This window comes from Streptomyces sp. NPDC005195 (assembly GCF_040608315.1).
Classification (GTDB): Bacteria; Actinomycetota; Actinomycetes; order Streptomycetales; family Streptomycetaceae; genus Streptomyces; species Streptomyces kaempferi.
Window position 1 is genome coordinate 1 of the sequence record NZ_JBEXHZ010000044.1, and the last position, 23,544, is coordinate 23,544.

General features: G+C 70.6%; 24 protein-coding genes and 3 pseudogenes. 9 read left to right on the top strand and 18 right to left on the bottom strand.

Going from position 1 to position 23,544, the window contains the following annotated elements; genetic code table 11:
- Positions 1–433 precede the first annotated feature (433 nt).
- From ABZV34_RS29695 to ABZV34_RS29705, 3 genes and pseudogenes are all read right to left on the bottom strand, one after another.
- Positions 434–719: pseudogene (locus ABZV34_RS29695) on the bottom strand (DNA-3-methyladenine glycosylase); the annotation flags it as partial.
- Between the two features lie 9 nt (positions 720–728).
- Positions 729–1,340, bottom strand: coding sequence for a DNA-3-methyladenine glycosylase (locus tag ABZV34_RS29700; RefSeq protein ID WP_356283226.1), 612 nt, complete (start codon positions 1,338–1,340; stop codon positions 729–731).
- A gap of 14 nt (positions 1,341–1,354) precedes the next feature.
- Positions 1,355–1,600: pseudogene (locus ABZV34_RS29705) on the bottom strand (DNA-3-methyladenine glycosylase); the annotation flags it as partial.
- A gap of 185 nt (positions 1,601–1,785) precedes the next feature.
- On the opposite strand from ABZV34_RS29705, the gene ABZV34_RS29710 reads away from it, so the two are divergent.
- The 3 genes from ABZV34_RS29710 to ABZV34_RS29720 all read left to right on the top strand — a co-directional run bounded on the left by ABZV34_RS29710 (position 1,786) and on the right by ABZV34_RS29720 (position 3,809).
- Positions 1,786–2,571 (top strand): sporulation protein, encoded by a 786-nt coding sequence (locus ABZV34_RS29710; RefSeq protein ID WP_356283228.1) that lies wholly within the window; start codon positions 1,786–1,788, stop codon positions 2,569–2,571.
- 39 nt (positions 2,572–2,610) lie between these two features.
- Entirely contained in the window at positions 2,611–3,144 is a 534-nt protein-coding gene (locus ABZV34_RS29715) for a YbhB/YbcL family Raf kinase inhibitor-like protein (RefSeq protein ID WP_356283231.1), read from the top strand.
- Between the two features lie 158 nt (positions 3,145–3,302).
- Positions 3,303–3,809: an HNH endonuclease gene (locus tag ABZV34_RS29720; protein ID WP_356283234.1), complete on the top strand. Its 507-nt coding sequence runs from the start codon at positions 3,303–3,305 to the stop codon at positions 3,807–3,809.
- 79 nt (positions 3,810–3,888) lie between these two features.
- On the opposite strand, the gene ABZV34_RS29725 is transcribed toward ABZV34_RS29720, so the two are convergent.
- From ABZV34_RS29725 to ABZV34_RS29735, 3 genes are all read right to left on the bottom strand, one after another.
- Positions 3,889–4,824 carry an SPFH domain-containing protein gene (locus ABZV34_RS29725; protein WP_356283237.1) on the bottom strand — a complete coding sequence of 312 codons (936 nt, stop codon included), beginning with the start codon at positions 4,822–4,824 and terminating at the stop codon, positions 3,889–3,891.
- A gap of 133 nt (positions 4,825–4,957) precedes the next feature.
- Complete coding sequence (locus ABZV34_RS29730) at positions 4,958–5,392, bottom strand: NfeD family protein (protein ID WP_356283240.1); 435 nt, start codon at positions 5,390–5,392, stop codon at positions 4,958–4,960.
- Positions 5,393–5,518: 126 nt separating this feature from the next.
- Complete coding sequence (locus tag ABZV34_RS29735) at positions 5,519–6,310, bottom strand: ABC transporter ATP-binding protein (protein WP_153291365.1); 792 nt, start codon at positions 6,308–6,310, stop codon at positions 5,519–5,521.
- A 121-nt stretch (positions 6,311–6,431) separates the two neighbouring features.
- Here ABZV34_RS29735 and ABZV34_RS29740 point away from each other — a divergent pair, with 121 nt between their 5' ends.
- Positions 6,432–7,220: a hypothetical protein gene (locus ABZV34_RS29740; protein WP_356283244.1), complete on the top strand. Its 789-nt coding sequence runs from the start codon at positions 6,432–6,434 to the stop codon at positions 7,218–7,220.
- Positions 7,221–7,446: 226 nt separating this feature from the next.
- On the opposite strand, the pseudogene ABZV34_RS29745 reads toward ABZV34_RS29740, so the two are convergent.
- The 4 genes and pseudogenes from ABZV34_RS29745 to ABZV34_RS29760 form a co-directional block, all read right to left on the bottom strand.
- Positions 7,447–7,590 (bottom strand): annotated as a pseudogene (locus tag ABZV34_RS29745) (chaplin); the annotation flags it as partial.
- A gap of 88 nt (positions 7,591–7,678) precedes the next feature.
- Positions 7,679–7,924: a chaplin gene (locus tag ABZV34_RS29750; RefSeq protein WP_168527425.1), complete on the bottom strand. Its 246-nt coding sequence runs from the start codon at positions 7,922–7,924 to the stop codon at positions 7,679–7,681.
- A gap of 152 nt (positions 7,925–8,076) precedes the next feature.
- The gene (locus ABZV34_RS29755) at positions 8,077–8,718 is read right to left on the bottom strand and encodes a response regulator transcription factor (RefSeq protein WP_356283247.1); all 642 of its coding nucleotides are present in this window, start codon (positions 8,716–8,718) and stop codon (positions 8,077–8,079) included.
- A complete protein-coding gene (locus ABZV34_RS29760; protein WP_356283250.1) occupies positions 8,711–9,856 on the bottom strand; it encodes a GAF domain-containing sensor histidine kinase in 1,146 nt (381 codons plus the stop codon). The genes ABZV34_RS29755 and ABZV34_RS29760 overlap by 8 nt, the downstream gene beginning before the upstream one ends.
- A gap of 359 nt (positions 9,857–10,215) precedes the next feature.
- On the opposite strand from ABZV34_RS29760, the gene ABZV34_RS29765 reads away from it, so the two are divergent.
- Both ABZV34_RS29765 and ABZV34_RS29770 read left to right on the top strand, forming a co-directional pair.
- Complete coding sequence (locus tag ABZV34_RS29765; RefSeq protein ID WP_356283253.1) at positions 10,216–10,605, top strand: S-adenosylmethionine:tRNA ribosyltransferase-isomerase; 390 nt, start codon at positions 10,216–10,218, stop codon at positions 10,603–10,605.
- A 304-nt stretch (positions 10,606–10,909) separates the two neighbouring features.
- Positions 10,910–11,644, top strand: a complete 735-nt coding sequence (locus ABZV34_RS29770) for a transglycosylase SLT domain-containing protein (protein WP_356283256.1) — start codon at positions 10,910–10,912, stop codon at positions 11,642–11,644.
- Positions 11,645–11,724: 80 nt separating this feature from the next.
- Here the strand turns inward: ABZV34_RS29770 and ABZV34_RS29775 are convergent, their stop codons facing one another.
- Positions 11,725–14,223 (bottom strand): FHA domain-containing protein, encoded by a 2,499-nt coding sequence (locus ABZV34_RS29775; protein WP_356283259.1) that lies wholly within the window; start codon positions 14,221–14,223, stop codon positions 11,725–11,727.
- A gap of 242 nt (positions 14,224–14,465) precedes the next feature.
- On the opposite strand from ABZV34_RS29775, the gene ABZV34_RS29780 reads away from it, so the two are divergent.
- Both ABZV34_RS29780 and serB read left to right on the top strand, forming a co-directional pair.
- A complete protein-coding gene (locus tag ABZV34_RS29780) occupies positions 14,466–16,223 on the top strand; it encodes a streptophobe family protein (protein WP_356283261.1) in 1,758 nt (585 codons plus the stop codon).
- A 141-nt stretch (positions 16,224–16,364) separates the two neighbouring features.
- Positions 16,365–17,576, top strand: a complete 1,212-nt coding sequence (gene serB, locus ABZV34_RS29785; protein WP_356283264.1) for a phosphoserine phosphatase SerB — start codon at positions 16,365–16,367, stop codon at positions 17,574–17,576.
- Between the two features lie 111 nt (positions 17,577–17,687).
- On the opposite strand, the gene ABZV34_RS29790 is transcribed toward serB, so the two are convergent.
- The 4 genes from ABZV34_RS29790 to ABZV34_RS29805 all read right to left on the bottom strand — a co-directional run bounded on the left by ABZV34_RS29790 (position 17,688) and on the right by ABZV34_RS29805 (position 20,557).
- On the bottom strand, positions 17,688–18,206 hold the full coding sequence (locus ABZV34_RS29790; RefSeq protein ID WP_356283266.1) for a histidine phosphatase family protein: 519 nt from the start codon (positions 18,204–18,206) through the stop codon (positions 17,688–17,690).
- Positions 18,207–18,326: 120 nt separating this feature from the next.
- Positions 18,327–18,542, bottom strand: coding sequence for a hypothetical protein (locus ABZV34_RS29795; RefSeq protein ID WP_356283350.1), 216 nt, complete (start codon positions 18,540–18,542; stop codon positions 18,327–18,329).
- Between the two features lie 180 nt (positions 18,543–18,722).
- Positions 18,723–18,839 carry an SGM_5486 family transporter-associated protein gene (locus ABZV34_RS29800; protein WP_356283269.1) on the bottom strand — a complete coding sequence of 39 codons (117 nt, stop codon included), beginning with the start codon at positions 18,837–18,839 and terminating at the stop codon, positions 18,723–18,725.
- Between the two features lie 398 nt (positions 18,840–19,237).
- On the bottom strand, positions 19,238–20,557 hold the full coding sequence (locus ABZV34_RS29805) for a CynX/NimT family MFS transporter (protein ID WP_356283272.1): 1,320 nt from the start codon (positions 20,555–20,557) through the stop codon (positions 19,238–19,240).
- Between the two features lie 111 nt (positions 20,558–20,668).
- Between ABZV34_RS29805 and ABZV34_RS29810 the strand changes: the two genes are divergently transcribed.
- On the top strand, positions 20,669–21,361 hold the full coding sequence (locus ABZV34_RS29810; protein ID WP_356283275.1) for a FadR/GntR family transcriptional regulator: 693 nt from the start codon (positions 20,669–20,671) through the stop codon (positions 21,359–21,361).
- On the opposite strand, the gene ABZV34_RS29815 is transcribed toward ABZV34_RS29810, so the two are convergent.
- The 3 genes from ABZV34_RS29815 to fabG form a co-directional block, all read right to left on the bottom strand.
- Complete coding sequence (locus ABZV34_RS29815; protein WP_356283353.1) at positions 21,336–21,689, bottom strand: hypothetical protein; 354 nt, start codon at positions 21,687–21,689, stop codon at positions 21,336–21,338. The genes ABZV34_RS29810 and ABZV34_RS29815 overlap by 26 nt on opposite strands.
- 231 nt (positions 21,690–21,920) lie before the next feature.
- Positions 21,921–22,688 (bottom strand): enoyl-ACP reductase FabI, encoded by a 768-nt coding sequence (gene fabI / locus ABZV34_RS29820; protein ID WP_356283278.1) that lies wholly within the window; start codon positions 22,686–22,688, stop codon positions 21,921–21,923.
- 5 nt (positions 22,689–22,693) lie between these two features.
- Complete coding sequence (gene fabG / locus ABZV34_RS29825; protein WP_356283280.1) at positions 22,694–23,413, bottom strand: 3-oxoacyl-[acyl-carrier-protein] reductase; 720 nt, start codon at positions 23,411–23,413, stop codon at positions 22,694–22,696.
- Positions 23,414–23,544 lie beyond the last annotated feature (131 nt).

Sequence of the window (23,544 nt, forward strand, 5' to 3'; positions counted from 1 at the left end):
AACGGACGCTTCCTTTGTACTCACCCTCTCGGGCTTTCCTCCGGGCGCTTCCCTTCGGTCTTGCGTTTCCGACTCTATCAGACCGTTTCCGTATCTGATTTCCTCGGCGCTTTCCAGGTTTCCGCTTTCGCGTTTCCCTTTCCGGCGGTTCCGACTCTACCAGATCCTTTCGGGCCTGATTCCCAGTCAGCGGGTTTGTCTTTCGGCTTTGAATTCTTTCGCTTCTCGGCCTTTCGACATTCACTACGCTAGCCGATTCCCTCCGCAACTCATAATCGAGCATCGCGAGTTTGAATTCAGGCATGCGGACACGCCGAATCCGCCCCCGCTGAGGGGAGGTTGTAGGTAGTGGGTTGGCCACTTCCGGCTGCAGGCTGAACGCCGTACCCGGGTCAAGCGGCTCGGGCTACATTACGGACCCCCCAGAGGCGAGTCAAGTTGAGCGGCGGCGGGAGGTTTGGGCGCGACAAAGGCTCACGGAGGGGTCGCCGGCGCCCCGGAAGCGCCACGGGTGGACGCCATCATCGGCGGACACCCGGCACGTGGACCGTTGCCTACCTGGTCGGAGCCGACGGGTGCCCCCGTCAGCATGGTCAGCGGACCCCCCTCGGGGCGCGGGTACCGGCGCCGTCGAGGGACCGGCCCACGTCCGGCGCCGTAGCCAGGCGAACCGGCCCTTTGGCCAGTTCCTTGTCATGCGGGGCCGAGAGTCGACGTTTCACAGCGGCTCAGGCTCCTGCGGACGGCTTGGCTCTCGGGCTCAGTCGGTACGCCGAGACCGTTGGATCACCGGCGAGGTAGAAGCGGTGCTGCCAGTCGTGGGCTTTGCTCACGCCTACCCGGGGACCAGCCCGGATGAGTGCGGCGGGTACCGGCTCTCCCTCGGACAGCGCGACCGGGGCGCCTGTCAGCAGGTCTGTGCCGTTGTGCTCTGCCGTGATGCCGAGCGCCTGGCAGAAGTTCCCCGGACCCCGCGCGAGACGTGGACTCTCGACCTTGCTCCCGCGCCGCTCGCGGGCCAGGTCTTCCCCTTCGATGACCCTGCCTGCCCGGATGAGGACAGCTGTAGCGACGCCGTCCGCCCCGGTGACGATGTTGGAGCACCAGTGGAGTCCGTGGGACCGGTAGACGTACAGGTGTCCCGCGGATCCGAACATGACGGCGTTTCGGGGTGTCCTGCCTCGGTAGGCGTGGGAGGCGGGGTCGGCCGAACCGGAGTACGCCTCGGTCTCCGTGATGATGATGCTCACGGTTCCCTCGGGGGTGTGGTGGGTGAGGACGGCACCGAGCAGCCTGGGGGCGACCTCCTCAGCGGGGTGCGCAAGATCCATGAGGTTCATGCCGACCGCCTTGACATGCCGTGGGTGAAGGAGACGTGCGGACAGGACATCACGCCGTTGCGGGCCGTGCGTCCGCGATACGCGTGGGGGCCGGGGCCGTCCGGGCCGTCGTAGGACTCGGCCTCCGTGAGGCGGAGCTCGATCGGACCGTCCGGTGTGGTGCGCGAGAGAACGCGCCCCAGGAGACCGGGGGCGACCTCCGGTGCGGGGCGGTCGAAGAACTCACGCGTCAGGGGCGTACGGTCAGGGGCCGCGATCATGGCGTACGAGCGTAGTCCGGCGACACGGGCACGTGGGTACGTGTGGGTGCCGACGGGTGGTCAAGGAGCGTTCCCCTTGCAAGGGTGAGAACGCGGAACCGGCCGCGGTCGGATCGCGTTGGTAGGGATCAGGAATCCAGAAGCAGTACTACGGAGCACAGGCGTTGCCTGGGGAGGTTTGAGACATGGGGTTCAAGCGACTGCTTGCGAGCCTGGGAGCCGGTGGGGCTTCGGTCGAGACGGTGCTGACCGAGGTCAACGTCGTTCCGGGCGGTGTCGTGCAGGGTGAGGTGCGGATCCAGGGCGGATCCGTGAACCAGGCCATCGAGGGGCTGTCGGTGGGGCTCCAGGCCAAGGTCGAGGTCGAGGGGCACGACGACCAGGAGTACAAGCAGGACATCGAGTTCGCGAAGCTGCGGCTCGGCGGGGCCTTCGAACTGCAGGCCGGTGCCGTGCACGCCGTTCCCTTCGGGCTCGACATTCCGTGGGAGACCCCGATCACCACGATCGACGGGCAGAGCCTGCGCGGTATGCACATCGGTGTGACCACGGAGCTGGAGATCGCGCGCGCCGTGGACTCCGGGGACCTCGACCCCATCAACGTGCACCCGCTCCCGGCGCAGCAGGCCATCCTGAACGCCTTCATCCAGCTCGGCTTCCGCTTCAAGAACGCGGACATGGAGCGCGGCCACATCCGGGGCAGCCGGCAGAAGCTGCCGTTCTACCAGGAGATCGAGTTCTTCCCGCCGTCGCAGTACCGCGGGCTGAACCAGGTGGAGCTGAGCTTCGTCGCGGACGACCGCGCGATGGACGTCATCCTGGAGATGGACAAGAAGCCGGGCCTCTTCAGCGAGGGCAGCGACTCGTACCGCTCCTTCCAGGTGGGCCTGCACGACTTCCAGGGCACGGACTGGGCCGGGTACCTGAACCAGTGGCTGTCCGAGGTCGGCAGCAAGCGCAGCTGGTTCTAGGGTCGGACCGAGAGATTCCGCCGTTCAGGAGGTACTGACGTGACCGAGCTCAAAAGGGCGCCGCTCCCGCACGACTTCCATCCGCCCGTGCCGGCTTTCACGGTCACCAGTGAGGACGTCGCGTCGGGCGCGGTATTGAAGGACGCCCAGGTCTACGCGGCCGGCAACACGTCGCCGCAGCTGAGCTGGGAGGGCTTCCCCGCCGGGGCCAAGAGCTTCGCCGTGACGTGCTTCGACCCGGACGCCCCGACGGGCAGCGGGTTCTGGCACTGGGTGGTGTTCGACATCCCGGCCTCCGTCACCGAGCTGGCGGCGGGAGCGGGCAGTGGCAAGTTCGAGGGCCTGCCGAAAGGTGCGGTCCAGGTGCGCAACGACTACGGGACCAAGGACTTCGGTGGCGCCGCGCCGCCGGCCGGGGACCCCGCGCACCGCTACCTCTTCACCGTGTACGCCGTGGATCAGGAGAAGCTCGGCCCGGACGCGGACGCGTCGCCGGCCTATGTCGGATTCAACCTGCGGTTCCACACGCTGGCCCGCGCCCATCTCATGGGCGAGTACGCGGCACCCGCGTAAAGCGTCGCAGACGGACGTTCACTGAACGTTTGCCCGCCTCTGGTCTTGGAAGTGATCAGAGGCGGGCATTTTTATTGCGTTGTCCATCTCGGCGTGCCCGGCCAGAGTTGATCCAAGCCCGCCAGGGGGTGGGCCGGTGCGTACGGGAGGTGGGCAGGATGCGGGACACGCTGGTTCTGAACGCGAGCTTTGAGCCACTGTCGACGGTGACGTTGAACCGAGCCGTCGTTCTGGTGCTCCAGGACAAGGCCGTCGTCGAGCAGGCCCACCCCGAACTGCGTATGCGCGGCGCCGCCCTCGACATACCCGTGCCGCGGGTGATCAGGTTGTGCAGATACGTCAGGGTGCCTTTCCGAAGACAAGCCCCGTGGTCGAGGCGCGGAGTCCTCGTGCGTGACCGCCACCGCTGCGCGTACTGCGGCAGGCGGGCCACGACGGTCGACCACGTGGTACCCCGCGCGCAGGGTGGCCAGGACTCCTGGCTGAACACGGTCGCGTCCTGCGCCGAGGACAACCACCGCAAGGCGGCCCGTACGCCGGAGGAGGCTGGGATGCCGCTGCTCAGGCAGCCGTTCGAGCCGACACCCGCCGACGCGATGCTGCTGACGCTGGACCGCGACGACCTCGACGCGCTGCCGGAGTGGCTGGTGCAGCCCGCGGCCTAGAGCTGGTCGCGTCGGGCAGGTCGTACGACGAGGGGGCCCGTCTCCGGTCGGAGACGGGCCCCCTCGTCGTACGTCGTCATCAGTCGGTGACGGACGGCTTCTCGCGACGCTCAGAGCCGCCGCCGCCCGAACCGCCGCCCATGGGCCCGAAGTTGCCCATGGCGCCGCTCAGTCCCTTGAGGGCGTCGCCGATCTCGCTGGGCACGATCCAGAGCTTGTTGGCGTCGCCCTCGGCGATCTTCGGGAGCATCTGGAGGTACTGGTAGGCGAGGAGTTTCTGGTCCGCGTCGCCGGCGTGGATGGACTCGAAGACCGTGCGGATCGCCTGGGCCTCGCCCTCGGCGCGCAGCGCGGCGGCCTTGGCCTCACCCTCGGCGCGCAGGATCGCGGACTGCTTCTCACCCTCGGCGGTGAGGATCTGGGACTGGCGGATGCCCTCGGCGGTGAGGATCGCGGCGCGCTTGTCGCGGTCGGCGCGCATCTGCTTCTCCATCGAGTCCTGGATGGAGGTGGGCGGCTCGATCGCCTTCAGTTCCACGCGGTTGACGCGGATGCCCCACTTGCCGGTCGCCTCGTCGAGGACACCGCGCAGGGCCGCGTTGATCTCCTCGCGGGAGGTGAGGGTCCGCTCCAGGTCCATGCCGCCGATGATGTTGCGCAGCGTGGTGACGGTGAGCTGTTCGATCGCCTGGATGTAACTGGCGACCTCGTAGGTCGCGGCGCGGGCGTCGGTGACCTGGTAGTAGATGACCGTGTCGATGTTGACGACCAGGTTGTCCTGGGTGATCACCGGCTGCGGCGGGAAGGGGACGACCTGTTCACGCAGGTCGATGCGGTTGCGGATCGAGTCGATGAACGGGACCACGATGTTCAGGCCCGCGTTGAGGGTCCGCGTGTACCGGCCGAAGCGTTCGACGATGGCCGCACTGGCCTGTGGGATGACCTGGATGGTCTTGATCAGGGCGATGAAAACCAGCACCACCAGAATGATCAGGACGATGATGATGGGTGCCATCGATTACTCCCCGTACCCTTCTCCGCCTCGGTGTTTCCGAAAGATCTTATGGTTGTTGAAGATCTTGCTGGACGAGTCTGACAGACCGTCGTCTGCCGCGTGGGGCGTTCGGTTCAGTTGGCGTCGCTCGAGGTCACATGACGATCGCCGTGGCTCCTTCGATGTCCACGACGTCCACCTCCTGGCCCACCTCGTAGGCCTGTCCGGCGTCCAGGGCGCGTGCCGACCAGATCTCTCCCGCGAGCTTGATCCGGCCGTCGCCCGAACCGTCGACCCGCTCCAGGACTACGGCTTGTCTGCCCTTCAACGCCTCGACGCCCGAGAGGAGTTGGGGCCGCTGGGAACGGTGCCGGGTCGCGATGGGGCGTACCACCGCGATGAGCGCGACGGAGACGGCGGCGAAGACGAGCACCTGGAGGACGACACCGCCGCCGAGGCCGGCCGTGACCGCGGCCGCCGCGGCGCCCGCGGCGAGCATGCCGAACTCCGGCATCGCGGTCACCACGAGCGGGATGCCCAGCGCGGCCGCGCCGACCAGCCACCACACCCATGCGTTGATGTCGTTCACGTGGTCATGGTAGGTCCGGGGTCCGTCCGGCGACAGGGCGCGGATCGGGCGGAGAAGGGGCTCGTACCGGGTCCCGCGGAGCGGATGCTTCCCACGGGGCGGTTCGGGCCGGCCGATCCGTGCGGGTCAGGCCATCGGGAGTCCGTGCGCGGTCCAACGCTCGCCGACCTGCTCGACGATGAGGGGGAGACCGAAGCAGCGGGAGAGGTTGCGGGAGGTGAGTTCGAGTTCCAGTGGGCCCGCCGCGAGCACCTTGCCCTGGCGGATCATCAGGACGTGGGTGAAGCCCGGGGCGATCTCCTCGACATGGTGCGTGACCATGATCATGGACGGGGCGATCGGGTCGCGGGCGAGGCGGCCGAGGCGGCGTACGAGGTCCTCGCGGCCGCCGAGGTCGAGGCCGGCGGCGGGCTCGTCGAGAAGGAGCAGCTCGGGGTCCGTCATCAGGGCGCGGGCGATCAGGGTGCGCTTGCGCTCACCCTCGGAGAGGGTGCCGAACCTGCGGTCGAGGTAGTCGCTCATGCCCAGGCGGTCGAGGAAGGCGCGGGCACGCTGCTCGTCGATGTCCTCGTAGTCCTCGTGCCAGCCCGCGGTCATGCCGTAGGCGGCGGTGAGGACGGTCTGCAGGACGGTCTGGCGCTTGGGGAGCTTCTCGGCCATGGCGATGCCGGCCACGCCGATGCGCGGACGCAGCTCGAAGACGTCGACCTTGCCGAGGGTCTCGCCGAGGATGGTGGCGGTGCCCTGGCTGGGGAAGAGGTAGCTGGAGGCGAGGTTCAGGAGGGTCGTCTTGCCGGCGCCGTTCGGGCCGAGGATGACCCAGCGTTCCCCCTCCTTGACCGACCAGGAGACCTGGTCCACCAGAGCCCGGCCCTCTCGGACCACGGACACGTCCTCCAGCTCCAGTACATCGCTCATGAGCGCGTTGTCTCCCATTGCAGTCTCGGCCGTCGCTTACGTCTGTGGACGCAGCCCCCAGGGAAAACCTACGCCACCGGTCGGGCGCTCCTGTCCATCGGCCGGTCCTTAGGGTGGAGGCATGCTCTCGGAACCACGCTCAGGACGCTTGGCCTCATGGGGAAATGCCCTTTTGGCCGGTTTTGTATCTCCGGATGACGCGGTCCTCGCCATCGTCGGCGAGGACGCGGTGCACCGGGTCGAGGGGCTGCCGGGCGAGGCGGGGCCCGTCGGGCTCACGCTCGCCCTCGGCCGACTGCGGGCGCTCGGGGTCACCGGGCTGCGGGTCGCGCTGCCCGCGCCGGGACACCCGCTCGGGCTCAGCGGGCCGCCGGACTTCAACGCGCGCGCCCTCGACGCCGAGGAGGCGGTCGTCTGCCACGGCGCCGCGCTGGGGCTCGTGCCGGAGGTGTCCGAGGCCGGGCCCGTCGGTGACGTCCATGTCGAGGTCGTCTGGCACTGCCTCCCGGTGCGGGAGGCGCCGCCCGCCGACGTGCCGTCCCTCGGTGAGGCCGAGCGGGAACTCGCCGAGGCGCTGCGCGAGGCGACGGAGGTGTTGTCGCGGCTGGACGTGGCCGGGTCGGGGCCGGTCGCGGAAGCGGCGATGGACGCGTACCGGGCGCGGGCCGAGCGGGGTCGCGAGGTGCTGGCGCCCGGGTATCCGCCGCGTGCGGTGCGGGTGCTGGAGCTCGCCCAGCGGGTGGGTCTGCTGGTCTCCGTCGCGTACGAGAACGGGCACGGCGGGGCGGTGAGCGCCTCGGAGATGGCGGCTCGGACCGAGGCGCTGCGGCCGGTGGAGCGGACGGCCCGGCGGGCGCAGGTGGCGGCGTACAACGCGTACGTGGAGGAGCGCGAGCGGGGCACGTGCTGAACGCGGCACGTGCTGAGCGGAGGGGAGTGGCGCGTCCGGAGGGGGCGCCTGTCCGGCGCGAGCCGACCGGCCGGGGCGTACGCCCGGTTCGGTGCGAACCGTCTGGTCGGCGCGAGCTCCCTGTTCCGCGCGGGCCGCGGCTTCGGCGCGTGCGCCGGGCGGCTCGGGTGGTACGGACGGCGCAGGGGCCCGCGGGTGTCCGCGGGGCCCTGCGTGGCGGGGTGCGTCAGCCGTTCGCGCCCCAGTTGCCGAACGCCGGGTTCAGGAGGCCGATCACGTTCACGCTGTCGCCCACGACCTTGACGGGGATGTGGACCGGGACCCGTACCACGTTGCCCGGGACGACGCCCGGCGACTGCACGACCGCGCCGGCCGAGGCTCACGCGGGCCGACAACACCTGACCGGCCCCTCAGAAGCGCCTGAGGGGCCGGTGGTCATGACGAGTGCGGCACGGACCTCAGTGGTTGAGGCCGAGGTTGCCGAAGGCCGGGTTCAGAACCCCGATCACGTTCACGCTGTTGCCGACCGCGTTCACGGGGATGTGGATCGGCGCCTGGATGACGTTCCCCGACACGACACCGGGCGAACCCGCGGCCTGGCCCCCCGCCCACGAGCCGTCCGTCGCGGAAGCCATACCGGCACCGGCGGCGACCAGGCCGCCCGCCACCATCGCGACAGCCGTGGCCTTCTTCAGGTTCTTCACTTCTGAGCCCTCCCTAGCGATCACCGCGGCAGATCACCGCGGCACGCACTGGAGAACGGCCGTGATCCCAGGAGGATGCGCCATCCGGGTGACATACACCCGACGGTATGAATCTCAGCCCGGAGCGGAACCTTTCGTATTGTCGTGCCCGGTCAGCCCGCCGCTCCATGCCGCACGGCCCACAGCGCGGCCTGCGTCCGGTCGGCGACGTCGAGCTTCATCAGGATGTTCGAGACATGTGTCTTGACGGTCTTCTCGGAGAGGACGAGCGCGCGGGCGATCTCCCGGTTGGACCGGCCGTCGGCGATCAGGCCCAGCACCTCGCGTTCCCGCTCGGTGAGCGAACCTCCCCTTCCCTGGCCCGAGCCGGCCTCCTCCTGGGACAGCAGGACGCCCGCCACCTCGGGCTGCAGCAGAATGTGCCCGGCGTGCACGGAGCGGATGGCTCCGGCGAGGGCGTCGGGATCCACGTCCTTGTAGACATAGCCCGCGGCGCCGGCGCGCAGGGCCGGGACCACCGTGCGCTGCTCGGTGAAGCTGGTGACGATCAGCACGCGCGCGGGGTTGGCGAGTTCACGGAGTCTGCGGAGCGCGTCGATGCCGTCCATGCCCGGCATCTTGACGTCCATGAGGACGACGTCGGGCTTCAACTCCTCGGCGCGGTCGACCCCTTCGGCGCCGTCGGACGCCTCTCCCACGACCTCGATGTCGTCCTGCACCTCGAGGAAGGTGCGCAGGCCCCGGCGGACCACCTGGTGGTCGTCGACGAGCAGCACCTTGATTGCCTCAGCCACCAGGGACCTCCATCTCGATCGTGGTGCCCTTTCCGGGCGCCGATTCCACGGTCAGCGTGCCGCCGACCCCGCTCGACCGGTCGCGCATGGAGACCAGGCCGAGGTGGCGTCCCGCGTTGCGTATCGCCGTCGGGTCGAAGCCGTCGCCGTCGTCGCTGACGCGGAGCACGGCGCCCGGTCCGCGTTTCTCCAGGAGGACGTCGACGCGGGCCGCCCCGGAGTGGCGCAGCGCGTTGTGGAGGGCCTCCTGGGAGACGCGCAGCATGGCCTCCTCCTGGGCGGCGGGCAGGGCGCGCACGCCCCTGCCGGTGAAGGTCACGCGCGCGGAGTGGGCGCGGTCGAGCACCTGGATCTGGGTGCGCAGCGTGGCCACGAGACCGTCCTCGTCGAGGGCGGCGGGGCGCAACTCGATGACGGCGGCGCGCAGTTCCTCGGTGGCCTCGGCGGCGAGCGCGGCCACCTGGTGCAGTTCGCCCTTGGCGCGTGTGGGGTCGCGGTCGACGAGGGCGGCGGCGGCCTGCGCCGTCAGGCGCAGGGAGAACAGCTTCTGGCTGACGGCATCGTGCAGTTCGTGCGCGAGCCGGGAGCGCTCCTCGGCGATGGTGAGTTCGCGGCTGCGCTCGTAGAGGCGGGCGTTGGTCAGGGCGATCGCCGCGTGCTGGGCGAGGATCGTGAGGAGTTCCTCGTCGTCCTCGGTGAAGCCGCAGGCGCCGTCGGGCCCGGTGCCGTTCTTGTTGGCGAGGAACAGGGCCGCGATGGTCTCGTCGCCGTCGCGGACGGGCAGGCCGAGGAAGTCGGACATGTCGGGGTGGGCGGCGGGCCAGCCCTCGAAGCGGGGGTCCCTGCGTACGTCGTCGAGTCGCTCGGGGCGGGCCTCGTGCAGCATCGCGGCGAGGATGCCGTGCTGGCGCGGGAGCGGGCCGATGGCCTTCCACTGGGCGTCGCTGACGCCGTCGACCACGAACTGGGCGAAGCCGCCGTGGTCGTCGGGGACGCCGAGCGCCGCGTACTGGGCGTCGAGCAGCTCGCGGGCCGAGGCGACGATCGTCTTGAGGACGTCGCGCACCTCCAGGTGCCTGCTCATGGCCAGCAGCGCGGAGCTCACCGCGTACAGACCGGACCGGGGACCTTGGCTCATGACCCCAACGTACCCGTGGGCTGTGACAGCGCGTATCCGACCTGCGGTGGCCCCCTCTGGGCCGGTGGGCCTAGGACGAAGGGCCCCCGGTCGCCGGGACCCGCGTACGAGGCGGCGGGAGCGGTCCGGTTCCTGGGTTGACGACGCCCGGCGGAAGCGGCGGGCCGGGACGAGGGGACGGACGTCATGCCGGTAGCGGTCATCACGGGGGCTTCGAAGGGGCTGGGGCGGGCGCTCGGCGCGGCCCTGGCGCGGCGCAGCCCTGGCGCGGCGCGGCTGGGATCTGGTGCTCGATGCCAGGACCGCCGGGGTTCTGGAGGAGACGGCGGAGTCGCTGTCCGACCCATGAACCGCCCTCCATGGAGTGGTACCAGGTGCCGGAGGCGTCGGCGCGGCTGATCAACGCGGCGAGGGCGGGCGGCGGGCGGATCGTCGCGGTCGGTACGACGGCGGTGCGGGCGGTCGAGTCGGCGGCGGGCCCCGACGGTGTGGTCCGCGCCGCCCGGGGGCGGACGGATCTCGTGGTGACCCCGCGGCGGGGCGTGCGGGTAATCGACGGGCTGCTGACCGGGCTGCACGAGCCGGAGGCCTCCCCTCTGCTGATGCTGGAGGCCGTCGCGGGAAGGGCCTCGGTCGAGTGCGCCTACGCCACGGCGGTGAGGGGGCCCTACCTGTGGCACGAGTTCGGGGATGCCCACCTCATCCTCCCGGAGGAGAACGCTCACCCTGGGAGTTGCTCCAGCAACTAGGGGTGAGAACGATCTAAGCGCCGTGTGAGCCCGCACATAGGGCGCACATCACGTACGAACGGACATAGGAGATAAACGGTGCCGTGATGAGCGGGGCAGACGTGCCACTATGTCCCGTTTTGCCCCTCCGGGATCTACTACTCGGCGTCGTACGTCACACCTTTGCCACACGATTTTGCGGCCGCTAACAATGGCTCCAGTCGCTCAACGCCGCAGGTTCCTACCCGCAGCGTTTGATCCGGAAACGAAGTGTCCCCACCGGACCGAGAGCGGCATCCGCGCTATTCGAAGAGGTCCATCAGTTATGCCCAAGAACATCATCACTCCTGGTCATAGTCCGAAGCTGACCAAGGTCCACAAGCTTTCGATCGCCGGTATCGCCACCCTCGGTGCAGCGGCCCTGGCGTTCACCGCGGCGCCCCACGGCGCCCAGACCACCACGAACGACGCCGCCGTCTCGCAGGCCCCGGTCGCCTTCGGTCAGCAGCCCATCAAGGACGTCAAGGCCAGCATCACCGACCAGATGGCCGGCGCCAGCCTGAAGGCCCAGAGCATCGCGGCGAAGAAGGCGGCCGACGCGGCCGTCACCAAGAAGAACGCCGAGCTCGCCAAGAAGACCGCCGCCGCGAAGGCCGCCCAGGACACGCGCACGAAGGAGCAGGCCGCGAGCCGCTCCGTGCAGCGCATCCAGGTCGAGACCGTCGCCGCGAAGACGTACACGAACAACGTCGACGGCTGGATCCACGAGTCGCTCGACATCATGAAGAAGCACAAGATCCCCGGCTCGTACCACGGGCTGTACAAGAACATCATGCGTGAGTCCTCGGGCAACCCCCAGGCCATCAACGACTGGGACATCAACGCCATCAACGGCATACCCTCGAAGGGCCTGCTCCAGGTCATCCCGCCGACCTTCAAGGCCTACCACGTGGCCGGTACCTCGTGGAACATCTACGACCCGGTCGCCAACATCACCGCCGCCTGCAACTACGCGGCCGACAAGTACGGCTCGATGGACAACGTGAACAGCGCGTACTGAGGCAGGGCGCGGACCTCTCCGCCGTACGCCGAAGGGCGGCACCCCCACCGGGGTGCCGCCCTTCGCGCACATCCGCGCGACTACTTGCGCATGACCTCGGGCTCGTGGCGGCGCAGGAAGCGGGCCACGAAGAACCCGCACAGCACGCCGAGGGCGATCAGGGCGACCATGTCGATGACCCAGGCCCCGGCCGTGTGGTTCCACAGCGGGTCCGTGCTGGTCGGATCGTCCTGGTTCGGGAAGATGTTGTTGAAGTCCAGCGTGGCACCGGACGCGGCGACGGCCCAGCGGGCCGGCATCAGGTACGAGAACTGGTTGACGCCGATCGTGCCGTTCAGGATGAAGAGGCAGCCGGTGAACACGACCTGGACGATCGCGAACATGACCAGCAGCGGCATCGTCTTCTCCGCGGTCTTCACCAGCGAGGAGATGACCAGGCCGAACATCATCGACGCGAAGCCCAGCGCCATGATCGGCAGGGTGAGCTCGACCTTGGGCAGGCTCTTGAGGATCAGGCCCTCGTCCGGAACCGTGCGGCTGCCGAAGCCGATCGCGCCGACCAGAGCACCCTGGAACAGGGTGACCACGCCGAGGACGATCACCTTGGACATCAGGTACGCGGAACGCGACAGCCCCGTCGCCCGTTCCCGCTCGTAGATCACCCGCTCCTTGATCAGCTCACGGACCGAGTTGGCGGCGCCCGCGAAGCACGCGCCGACCGCGAGGATCAGGAGCACCGTCGTCGCCGTGCCGTTCGCGACGTGCACGCCCGACTTGGTGATGATCGGGTTGACCAGCAGGGTCTTGTCCGAGTCGATGAGCAGGCTCACCGAGCCCAGCACCGCCGGCAGGATCACCGTCAGTGCCAGGAAGCCCTTGTCGGACGCGATCACCGAGACGTACCGGCGGACCAGGGTCGTCAGCTGGGAGCCCCAGCTCTGCGGCTTCGGTGGCTTCATCGCCTGCTGCGGCGGCACGTTCACCGACTGCGGGGCGACCGCGTCGATGTCCGCGGCGTACATCTGGTAGTGCTGCGAGCCCTTCCAGCGGCCCGCCCAGTCGTAGTCGCGGTAGTTCTCGAAGGCGGAGAAGACGTCGGCCCAGGTCTCGTAGCCGAAGAAGTTCAGCGCCTCCTCGGGCGGCCCGAAGTACGCCACCGAACCGCCGGGGGCCATCACGAGCAGTTTGTCGCAGATGGCCAGTTCCGCCACGGAGTGCGTGACCACCAGGACCGTACGGCCGTCGTCGGCGAGACCGCGCAGCAACTGCATGACGTCGCGGTCCATACCCGGGTCGAGGCCGGAGGTCGGCTCGTCCAGGAAGATCAGCGACGGCTTGGTCAGCAGTTCGAGGGCCACCGAGACGCGCTTGCGCTGGCCACCGGAGAGGGAGGTGACCTTCTTCTCCTTGTGGATGTCCAGCTTCAGCTCGCGCAGCACCTCGTTTATCCGTGCCTCGCGCTCCTCGCCCGTGGTGTCGGCGGGGAAGCGCAGCTTCGCAGCGTACTTGAGGGCCTTCTTGACGGTCAGTTCCTTGTGCAGGATGTCGTCCTGCGGGACCAGACCGATGCGCTGGCGCAGCTCGGCGAACTGCTTGTACAGGTTGCGGTTGTCGTAGAGGACGTCGCCCTGGTTGGCGGGGCGGTAGCCCGTGAGCGCCTTCAGGAGCGTCGACTTGCCGGAGCCGGACGGGCCGATGACCGCGATCAGCGACTTCTCGGGCACGCCGAAGGAGACGTCCTTGAGGATCTGCTTGCCGTCGTCGACCGTGACGGTCAGATGACGGGCGGAGAAGGACACCTCGCCGGTGTCGACGAACTCCTCGAGACGGTCGCCGACGAGACGGAACGTCGAGTGGCCGACGCCCACGATGTCGTTCGGGCCGAGCAGCGCCGAGCCGCCCTTGGCGATCGGCATGCCGTTGACGTACGTGCCGTTGTGCGAGCCCAGGTCGCGGATCTCGAAGCGGCCGTCCGGCGTCGCGTGGAACTCGGCGTGGTGGCGCGAGACCTGGAGGTCGGAGACGACCAGCTCGTTCTCCAGCGCACGGCCGATGCGCATCACCCGGCCGAGGTCCAGCTGGTGGAAGGTCGTCGGGCTGCGGTCTCCGTAGACCGGTGGCGCCCCCGCGGCTCCACCGGGTCCCTGCTGCCGCGGCACCTGCCCCGCGGGCCGCGGCGGCTGGTGACCCTGCTCGGGCCCCTGCTGCTGCGGTGCCGGCTGGGCCCAGCCGGGGCCCACGCCCTGCGCGGCGTACGGCTGTTGCTCGGGCTGTACGGCCGGGGCCGCGGCGCCGGACAGCTTCAGCCGCGGACCGTCGGTCGCGTTGCCGAGGTGCACGGCCGAACCGGGCCCGATCTCCAGCTGATGGATCCGCTGCCCCTGCACGAACGTGCCGTTGGTGCTGCCGTGGTCCTCGATGACCCAACTACGGCCGCTCCAGCTGATCGTGGCGTGACGCCAGGACACCCTGGCGTCGTCGAGCACGACGTCCCCCTGCGGATCTCGTCCGAGGGTGTATGGCCTGGCCGCATCGAGCGTCCAGGTCCGTCCGTTCAATTCCAGTACGAGTTCCGGCACTCCATGCCCCACTGAGTTGTCCCCCGAGTTACCCCCATCACAGGGAGTCTAGAGATGTCGAACATCGGGGGGAACTATTTCAGGAGCAGGCCCCTGACCGAAAGCCGGGCCCCGCGTGGACCGGGTACGGGTGGGTTGCCCGTTTCCGTTGACGGGGTTGATACCGGACCGGAGAGTGGTAATCCCACGCGAGGGGGACATCCATGGTGGTGGGATCGCGGCGCGGATCGGGGGGTCTGACGATGAGCATCGACACCGTGGGGCGCGGCAGGCGCGTGCCGTGGGGGGATGTGCTGCTGGCCGCGATCGCCTCGGTGAGCTGGGCGTTGATCGCGATGGCGGGCACGGCCGCGCTCGGCCTCCATCTGGTGGGCGCGGACGAGGCCGGCTCGCTCGGGCCGATGACCGCGGCCGTCGTGGCGCTGGGGGCGAACGGCGCGGTCGAACCGTCCGGCAACGTGTCGGCCTTCGGGCTGAAGGGCGCCGAGGCGCACACGGCCGTCCAGATCACGCCACTGGGTGTGGGACTGGTCGGCGCGCTCCTGCTCTCCTCCTTCTTCCTGCGCTCCCTGCGCGGAGCGGGAGTTGTGATCGCGCCGTCCGAACTCCTGGCGCGCGCGGGCGCGGTGGTCGTCCTGTTCGTGGCGACCCTGGGCGGACTCGCCTGGGCCGGTCACGACGTCATCACCCTCGACGGGAACAAGCTCGGACTCGACAGGGTGACGGGCGGCGGCGGGCTCGGGAAGATCACCGACAAGCTGCCTGGCGGGCTCGGTGACCTCGGTGGACTGCTGCCGGGCAGGATCGACGACCTCGTGGACGCGAAGGCGGCGGTGGGATTCACCGTGGACACGGTGCCCACACTGCTCGGCGGTGCCGCCTGGGCCGCCGGAGTCCTGGTGATCTCCCTGCTGGCCTCCCGGCGCGCTCCCCTGCCGCGTGGCTGGGAGGGGGTGCACCGGACGGTGCGGCCGGCCGCGTCCGCGCTGGTCACGGTGGCGCTGGTGGCGGTCGTCGCGGGGCTCGCGGCGGCGGCGTACGCGGCGATCGGTGACCCTCATCCCAAGCTGATCGCGGGCGCGGCGCTGCTCGGCGCGCCCAACGGGGTGTGGCTCGGTGTGCCGATCGGTCTCCTCGTCCCCTGGGACGGCAGGGCCACCGGCGAACTCGCCAAACTGCTCCCCGACCCCCTGGACAGGCTGCTGAGTGTCGACTCCGGCCGGCCCGTGACCCTGGGCCGTCTCGCCGAACTCGACGGGCGGGTATGGCTGTTGGGGGTGGCGGCCGCGCTCTTGATGCTCTTCGCGGGCGTCCTCGCCGCCGCGCGTACGCCTTTTGTACGGCGACGGGATGCCGCTTCCGGGGGGATCCCGGATGCCCCCGATGTACGAGGCGTGGGCGCCCTCGGGTTCGCCGGTCGCTGCGCTCTTCGGCTGGGGATCGTCACGGCGCCGGCACTGCCGCTGCTGGCGTGGCTGACGGACGTGTCCGTGGACGCCTCGCTGTCGGTGTTCGGCATCGACGCGTTCGGCGCCGGGATCCGGCTGCACGGCCGACTGGGCATCGCACTGCTGTTCGGCGCCGCGTGGGGCGCGGGCGCGGGGGCGGCCGGCGCACTGCTGGCGTACGCGAGCGGCGCCGCGGGACGGCGGGCCGCGCCCCTGGCACTGGGTGACGCCGGTGCCCCGGGGCCGCCGCCCCACGCCGGTCTCCCGCCGCGGTCGGGACCGTACGTGCCGAGCGCGCCGTACCGGCCCGCGAACCCCGACACCAATCCCTATCTGCGGCTGCCCGACGAGCTGCGGGAGCCGCGCGGGGGGCAGCCGCCCGAGCGCGGGCGGGCGCCCGACGACGTGTACGGCGCGCCGACGGTCGTCCGGCCGCTGCCACAGCCGCCGGGACCGCGCAGGCGGCCACCGGGGCAGAGCGTGCCCCCTCCCCCGCAGCCCCCGCCCGACCAGGGGCAGCCACCGCCGCCCGGCCCCCGGCGGCGTGACTGAGCCCCGCCGCCCACCGCGTGGCGGGGCTGGGCGTCGACTCGGGGAAACGCGCGCGACACCACTCCGACACCCAGAGTTCCCTGTCCGCTGGACGGACCGCGGGGGCGGAAGGCACTGGGTGCCGGATACGGTGGAAGCACCATGAGCGCTACGCAGACCCCCGATATCCCCACCCTCCTTGTCAAGATCTTCGGCAAGGACCGGCCGGGCATCACGGCCGGACTCTTCGACACCCTCGCCGCCTTCTCCGTCGACGTGGTCGACATCGAGCAGGTCGTCACCCGTGGCCGGATCGTGCTGTGCGCCCTCGTGACCGAGCCGCCCTCCGGTCTGGAGGGCGATCTGCGGGCCACCGTGCACAGCTGGGCGGACTCGATGAAGATGCAGGCGGAGATCATCTCCGGCCTCGGCGACAACCGGCCGCGCGGCATGGGGCGTTCGCACGTCACCGTGCTCGGGCATCCGCTCACCGCCGAGTCGACGGCCGCGATCGCCGCGCGGATCACCAAGACCGGCGGGAACATCGACCGTATCTTCCGGCTCGCCAAGTACCCGGTGACGGCGGTGGAGTTCGCCGTGTCCGGTGCGGAGACCGAGGCGCTGCGCACCACGCTGGTGACGGAGGCCTCGGCGCTCGGGGTGGACATCGCCGTGGTCGCGTCGGGGCTGCACCGGCGGGCCCAGCGGCTGGTCGTCATGGACGTGGACTCGACGCTGATCCAGGACGAGGTGATCGAGCTCTTCGCCGCGCACGCCGGGTGCGAGGACGAGGTCGCCGAGGTGACGGCCGCCGCGATGCGCGGGGAGCTGGACTTCGAGGAGTCGCTGCACGCGCGCGTGGCGCTGCTGAAGGGGCTGGACGCCTCGGTGGTGAAGAAGGTGCGCGAGGAGGTACGGCTGACGCCCGGCGCGCGCACCCTGATCCGTACGCTGAAGCGCCTCGGCTTCCAAGTCGGTGTCGTGTCGGGCGGATTCACCCAGGTCACGGACGACCTGAAGGAGCGGCTCGGGCTCGACTTCGCGCAGGCCAACACGCTGGAGATCGCCGACGGGAAGCTGACCGGCCGGGTCACCGGGGAGATCGTGGACCGCGCGGGCAAGGCGCGACTGCTGCGCCGGTTCGCGGCGGAGGCGGGGGTGCCGCTCGTCCAGACCGTGGCGATCGGCGACGGCGCCAACGACCTCGACATGCTCAACGCGGCGGGTCTCGGTGTCGCGTTCAACGCCAAGCCCGTCGTCCGGGAGGCCGCGCACACCGCGGTGAACTTCCCGTTCCTGGACACCGTGCTGTATCTGCTGGGAGTCACCCGCGAAGAGGTCGAGGCCGCGGACATGCATCTGGGCGACCACTGACCGCGCGTTCCTGACGCCCGCCGGACGCGCGCCGGGATCCTGGCCGGTATGACGGGGGCCCGGCACCGTCGAGACGGTGCCGGGCCCCCGTGCCGTCCGCACGTGGTGGGGTTACTCGCTCGGTGCCCAGTAGTCGATCAGCGTGGTCACGCCCGGCTCCAGTGATTTCCAGGAACCGTCGAAGGACAGCACGGCGAAGGCGGCGGTGGGGAAGCCGCGCTCGGTCATCCGGGCGCGGGCCTCGCCCTCGGCCTCGCCGGCCAGTACCTCGGCGAGGCCCTGGATGCTGGGATTGTGCCCGATCAGGAGCACGTCCTGCGCGTCGTCCGGGGTCTCGTTGAGGACGGCGATCAGCTCGCCCGGCGAGGCCTCGTAGAGCCGCTCCTCGTAGACCGTTTTCGGCCGGTGCGGGAACTCGTGGACGGCGAGCTTCCAGGTTTCACGGGTCCGGGCCGCGGTGGAGCAGAGGGCCAGATCGAAGGGGATGCCGGTGTCGGCCAGCCTGCGTCCGGCGACGGCGGCGTCCGTACGGCCCCGGTCAGCGAGCGGCCGCTCATGGTCGGACACCTGTGGCCAGTCGGCTTTCGCATGCCGGAAGAGGACGATCCTGCGAGGTTCTGCGACGCTCATGAGTCCCAGCTTCGCACGAAACACGCCATGTGGCTCAAGGAGTTGACGGGCTCCTTCACCAGGGCACACCCGACTTTCGGCACAGTGTGCGAGGGGTGCGGCACCGTGCGTGAAGGCGGCTCAGGAGGCCTGGTGCTGCACGGTCTGCTGGAGGCGCTCGAAGAGGTGGGTGAGCGCGGGGTCGCCGGCCGCGGCATGCGCGTCCGCCGGGTTCAGCAGCAGGAGCAGCAGCGTGGCGAAGGCGAGGGCCGGCAGGGCGACGGCCCACCAGGGCAGACGGATCTCGACGCGGCCCGGGGTCACCGGGTGGGGCCGGGTGTGCGTACGGGCCGACATGCCGCCTCCGTGGGTCTTCGCGTGGTCCGTGTTCCGCGTCCTCGCGGCCACACTTCGAAGTTACGGAATCCGGGGACGTCAACCCATCCGGTGATCCACCCACTTGACCCTGACACTCACCCCCTAGGGGACAGGGGGGCTAGCCCCACCATCGCCGTCCCCGGGGGGTCGCGGGCGGGGTCACGGCGAGGCGATGGTCGCGATGACGGCGATGATCACGGTGATGGCGAGGAACGTGCCGAAGATGACCAGCATCTTCTTCTGGCCGTTCTGGGGGTTCGGATCGAGCACTGGCATTCGCCCAGTCTCGCACCCTTCGCCCGGTCTCCGGCGGGTGGGGTCGGCCGTCCCGCCGCGTGTCGCCCGGCCGCCCCGCCACGCCCCACCGCCCGGGGTCCCGGTCGACCGCGCTCGCCGTCGGGCCGAGTCGGGCCGGGCCGGGCCGGGGGCGGCCGTCGGTCCGGTCGGGGCGCCTGGAGACCCGTCCCCACGACACACCCGGGCCCGCCCCCCACGCCGTACCGGTGGCCCGCCCGCGGGCTCCTCGCGGCCCGGCTCCACGCGGCCCGGCTCCACGGGTACCCCGGGGCTCCGCGTACGGCCGCCGACGCCCCGAGTCCCCCCGTCCAGCGGTGCCGGACCCGCGTCCGCCGTCCCACCCGGGTCCCGCCCGCCGGCACCCCGGGCCCGTGTCCTCAGGGGCGGGGTACGGGGGCGGCCTCGTCCTCGACCGTGCGGTCGCGGCCCGCCAGGACGCCCACCGCGATCTGCGGGACCATCAGCGCGGCCATGAGCGCGATCGGCAGGCCCCAGCCGCCGCTGTGCTGGTAGAGCACGCCGACGAGCAGGGGTCCCGGGATCGAGAGCAGATAGCCGGTGCTCTGCGCGAAGGCCGAGAGCTGGGCGACACCCGCTCCGGTCCGGGCGCGCATGCCGACCATGGTGAGGGCGAGCGGGAAGGCGCAGTTGGAGACGCCGAGCAGCACGGCCCAGGCCCAGGCGCCGCCGGCCGGCGCGGCGTAGAGACCCGCGTATCCGGCGAGTCCGCAGGCGCCGAGCGCGACCACGATGGGCCCCTGGTGGGGCAGCCGGGTGGCCAGGCGGGGGATGACGAAGGCCAGCGGCACGCCCATCACCATCGTGACGGCGAGCAGCAGTCCCGCGGTGCCCGCCGAGACGCCCGCGTCGCGGAAGATCTGCGGCATCCAGCCCATCGTGATGTAGGCGGCGGTGGCCTGGAGTCCGAAGAAGACGGCGAGGGCCCAGGCGGTCCGGCTGCGGGTGACGCGCAGCCCGTCGGGCTCGGGCGGGGCGGTGTCCGCGGCGGGCGGGCGCACGCCACCCGGGGAAGCGGCCCCCCGGGTGCGGACGAGCGCGATCCACGGCAGTACGGCGACCCCGGCGAGCCCCGCCCACACGGCGAGCCCCGAGCGCCAACTGCCGCCCAGTGCGTCGGTCATGGGCACGGTCAGGGCTGCCGCGGCCGAGGTGCCCAGGGCGAGCGCCATCGAGTAGAGGCCGGTCATGGAGCCGACCCGGTCCGGGAACCAGCGCTTGACGATCACCGGCATGAGCACGTTGCTGACGGCGATGCCCATGAGCGCGAGGGCACTGGCGGCCAGGAAGCCGGCCGCACCCCCGGTGTACGGGCGGATCGCGAGCCCCGCCGTGATGGCGACCATCCCGGCGCAGACGACCGCGCCGGGCCCGAAACGGCGGGCGAGCCGCGGAGCCATGACGCCGAAGACGGCGAAGCAGAGCGGTGGCACGGAGGTGAGCAGTCCGGCGACGCTGCCGCTCATGCCGAGTCCGTCGCGCACCTCTTCGAGGAGGGCGCCGAAGCTGGTGATGGCGGGACGCAGGTTGAGGGCCGCGAGGACGATGCCCACGATCACCAACCGCGTCGTCCACGCGCGCGGGGGAACTCGCGGGGATGCCGTCCCGCTGCTGGGCTCCCGATCCGCGCGGTCGCGTATCGGTGGGGACGTGGTGGTCCGGGATTCCTCGATGGCCATGGCGTCATCATAGAATCATGGGATGATTGGCTGTCCACTCCCGCTGCGTTAATCTCCGGAATCTCCGGCCCCGCGCGAACGACCGCACCCGGGCCCGTACGAAGGACCGCCATGCCGCTGAGCCACCCCCGCCGTTCGGCGCTGTCCGAGCAGGTCATCGCCGAGCTGCGGAACCAGATCACCTCCGGCGAGTGGCCGGTCGGCTCCCGCATCCCGACCGAACCCGAGCTCGTCGAACAGCTGGGCGTCGCCCGCAACACGGTCCGGGAGGCCGTCCGGGCGCTCGCCCACAACGGCCTGCTCGACATCCGCCAGGGTTCGGGCACCTACGTCGTCGCCACCAGCGAACTCGCGGGCGTGATGCACCGCCGCTTCGCCGACGCCGATCCCCGGCACATCGCCGAGCTGCGCTCCACGCTGGAGTCGAGCGCCGCGAAGCTGGCCGCCGAGCGGCGCACCGAGCGCGATCTCAAGCAGCTCGACGCGCTGCTCGTCCGCCGCGAGGACGCCTGGGAGTCGGGCGACACGGAGGCCTTCGTGACCGCCGACGCGACCTTCCACCTCGCGGTGGTGGCCGCGTCGCACAACGACGTCATGACGGCGATGTACGCGGACCTGGGCGAGGTGCTGCGCGACTGGCTGCGCGACGACGTCGGCGAGGAGCTGACGCCGGAGGCGTACATGGACCACGCGCGGCTCGTCGACGCGATCCGCGGGGGTGACACGGAGGCGGCGGCCGCGGAGGCCGCGGACTACCCGTTCCAGTGCCGCCCGTGGCTCAGGCGTCCCGCTTGCGGTGGCTGACCCACACCGAGCGGATCTCCTTCCAGCACCGGCCCTCCATCCGCACCGTCATCGCGGGTCCCGCCTCGACCGCGGTGCTGTCGGTGTCGATGTCCCACCAGCGGTCGCACTCGATGTGCAGACTGACCAGGTCCGTCCCCGGATAGGGGTTGTGGCAGTACGCGACCGCGTGGGAGCCGGCGACCGAGGTGCGGCAGGCCGCGCCGAACGGCTGGGGCACGGCGGTGCTCTCGTGGCGCCCGCGCCCGCTGGGCATCGCGTCGTACGGCAGCGCGACCATCAGCGTGACGGCGGCGAACACCGGGGCAAAACGGCGGGACAGGCGCACAAGGGGGACCTCCTCGGCCGTACGGCTGCGGGGCGGTGCGTACGCCAATCGTGCGTGGTGGGGTGCCCGTGCCGCCCGGCCGACTGGGCCGAACGGGCGACGCCCCGCTCCCCGCGCGAGGCGGGAAACGGGGCGTCACGGCCGTGCCGGAGCGGTGCTCTTCGCAGGTGGTGCGGGACGGTCGCCTCCGTACAGGACGGTCGCTCCGTACGAGAACGCCGGTGCGCGCGCCTACGCGCCGATCGCGTGCAGACCGCCGTCGACGTGGATGATCTCGCCGGTGGTCTTCGGGAACCAGTCGCTCAGCAGGGCGACGACACCGCGGCCGGCCGGCTCGGGGTCCTTGAGGTCCCACTCCAGGGGCGCGCGGGAGTCCCACACCGCGGCGAGCTCGCTGAAGCCCGGGATGGACTTGGCGGCCATGGAACCGATGGGGCCCGCCGAGATGAGGTTGGAGCGCACGTTCTGCTTGCCCAGGTCACGGGCCAGGTAGCGGTTCGTGGCCTCCAGGGCGGCCTTGGCCGGGCCCATCCAGTCGTACTGCGGCCACGCGAACGAGGCGTCGAAGGTGAGGCCGACGACCGAGCCGCCGTTCTGCATCAGCGGCAGGCAGGCCATGGTCAGCGACTTCAGGGAGAACGCCGAGACGTGCATGGCGGTGGCGACCGACTCGAACGGCGTGTTGAGGAAGTTGCCGCCGAGGGCGTCCTGCGGGGCGAAACCGATGGAGTGCACGACGCCGTCCAGGCCGCCCAGCTCCTCGCCGACGATGTCGGCCAGCCGCCCGAGGTGCTCGTCGTTGGTGACGTCGAGCTCGATGACCTTGGTCGGCTTGGGGAGCTTCTTGGCGATGCGCTCGGTCAGCGTGGGCCGCGGGAACGCGGTCAGGATGATCTCGGCGCCCTGCTCCTGGGCCAGCTTGGCGGTGTGGAACGCGATGGAGGACTCCATCAGCACACCGGTGATCAGGACGCGCTTGCCCTCGAGGATTCCACTCATGGTGATCAGTGACCCATTCCCAGTCCGCCGTCAACCGGAATGACGGCTCCAGTGATGTACGAGGCGTCGTCCGAGGCGAGAAACCGCACCGTGGCGGCGATCTCCTCGGGCCGCGCGTACCGGCCGAGCGGCACCTGGGCGACGATGCCCGCGCGCTGCTCGTCGGTGAGCACCTTGGTCATGTCGGTGTCGACGAAACCGGGCGCGACGACGTTGAAGGTGATGTTCCGCGAGCCGAGCTCCCGCGCGAGCGACCGCGCGAAGCCGACCAGGGCGGCCTTGGAGGCGGCGTAGTTCGACTGTCCCGCGGAGCCCAGCAGCCCCACGACCGAGGAGATGAGGACGACGCGCCCCTTCTTGGCGCGGAGCATGCCGCGGTTGGCGCGCTTGACGACCCGGAAGGCGCCGGTGATGTTCGTGTCGAGGACGGAGGTGAAGTCCTCCTCGGACATGCGCATCAGGAGCTGGTCCTTGGTGACGCCGGCGTTGGCGACCAGGATCTCGACGGGACCGTGCTCGGCCTCGATCTCCTTGTAGGCCTGCTCCACCTGCTCGGAGTCGGTGATGTCGCACTTGACGGCGAGGCAGCCCAGGGCGGTGAGGGCGGCCGGCGGCTCACCCGAGCGGTATGTGATCGCGACCTTGTCGCCGGCATCGGCGAACGCGCGGGCGATGGCGAGGCCGATGCCCCGGTTGCCTCCGGTGACGAGAACCGAGCGGCTCAACGGATCACCCTTTCGATAGCAGTCTGAAACCCCTGCAGGACAGGCGCCTTCCCCGAAAACCTATCGGTCCGGTCCGTCTCCCGGAGAATCCGTCCCCGACAGTGGCGCGGGGGGCTCGCTGTCGGATCCCT

Coding starts and splice junctions, on each gene's coding strand:
- ABZV34_RS29700 (WP_356283226.1), bottom strand. CDS start 1,340: ATGAACCTCATGGATCTTGCGCACCCCGCTGAGGAGGTCGCCCCCAGG.
- ABZV34_RS29710 (WP_356283228.1), top strand. CDS start 1,786: ATGGGGTTCAAGCGACTGCTTGCGAGCCTGGGAGCCGGTGGGGCTTCG.
- ABZV34_RS29720 (WP_356283234.1), top strand. CDS start 3,303: ATGCGGGACACGCTGGTTCTGAACGCGAGCTTTGAGCCACTGTCGACG.
- ABZV34_RS29725 (WP_356283237.1), bottom strand. CDS start 4,824: ATGGCACCCATCATCATCGTCCTGATCATTCTGGTGGTGCTGGTTTTC.
- ABZV34_RS29735 (WP_153291365.1), bottom strand. CDS start 6,310: ATGAGCGATGTACTGGAGCTGGAGGACGTGTCCGTGGTCCGAGAGGGC.
- ABZV34_RS29740 (WP_356283244.1), top strand. CDS start 6,432: ATGCTCTCGGAACCACGCTCAGGACGCTTGGCCTCATGGGGAAATGCC.
- ABZV34_RS29760 (WP_356283250.1), bottom strand. CDS start 9,856: ATGAGCCAAGGTCCCCGGTCCGGTCTGTACGCGGTGAGCTCCGCGCTG.
- ABZV34_RS29765 (WP_356283253.1), top strand. CDS start 10,216: ATGGAGTGGTACCAGGTGCCGGAGGCGTCGGCGCGGCTGATCAACGCG.
- ABZV34_RS29770 (WP_356283256.1), top strand. CDS start 10,910: ATGCCCAAGAACATCATCACTCCTGGTCATAGTCCGAAGCTGACCAAG.
- ABZV34_RS29780 (WP_356283261.1), top strand. CDS start 14,466: ATGAGCATCGACACCGTGGGGCGCGGCAGGCGCGTGCCGTGGGGGGAT.
- serB (WP_356283264.1), top strand. CDS start 16,365: ATGAGCGCTACGCAGACCCCCGATATCCCCACCCTCCTTGTCAAGATC.
- ABZV34_RS29790 (WP_356283266.1), bottom strand. CDS start 18,206: ATGAGCGTCGCAGAACCTCGCAGGATCGTCCTCTTCCGGCATGCGAAA.
- ABZV34_RS29795 (WP_356283350.1), bottom strand. CDS start 18,542: ATGTCGGCCCGTACGCACACCCGGCCCCACCCGGTGACCCCGGGCCGC.
- ABZV34_RS29800 (WP_356283269.1), bottom strand. CDS start 18,839: ATGCCAGTGCTCGATCCGAACCCCCAGAACGGCCAGAAGAAGATGCTG.
- ABZV34_RS29805 (WP_356283272.1), bottom strand. CDS start 20,557: ATGGCCATCGAGGAATCCCGGACCACCACGTCCCCACCGATACGCGAC.
- ABZV34_RS29810 (WP_356283275.1), top strand. CDS start 20,669: ATGCCGCTGAGCCACCCCCGCCGTTCGGCGCTGTCCGAGCAGGTCATC.
- fabI (WP_356283278.1), bottom strand. CDS start 22,688: ATGAGTGGAATCCTCGAGGGCAAGCGCGTCCTGATCACCGGTGTGCTG.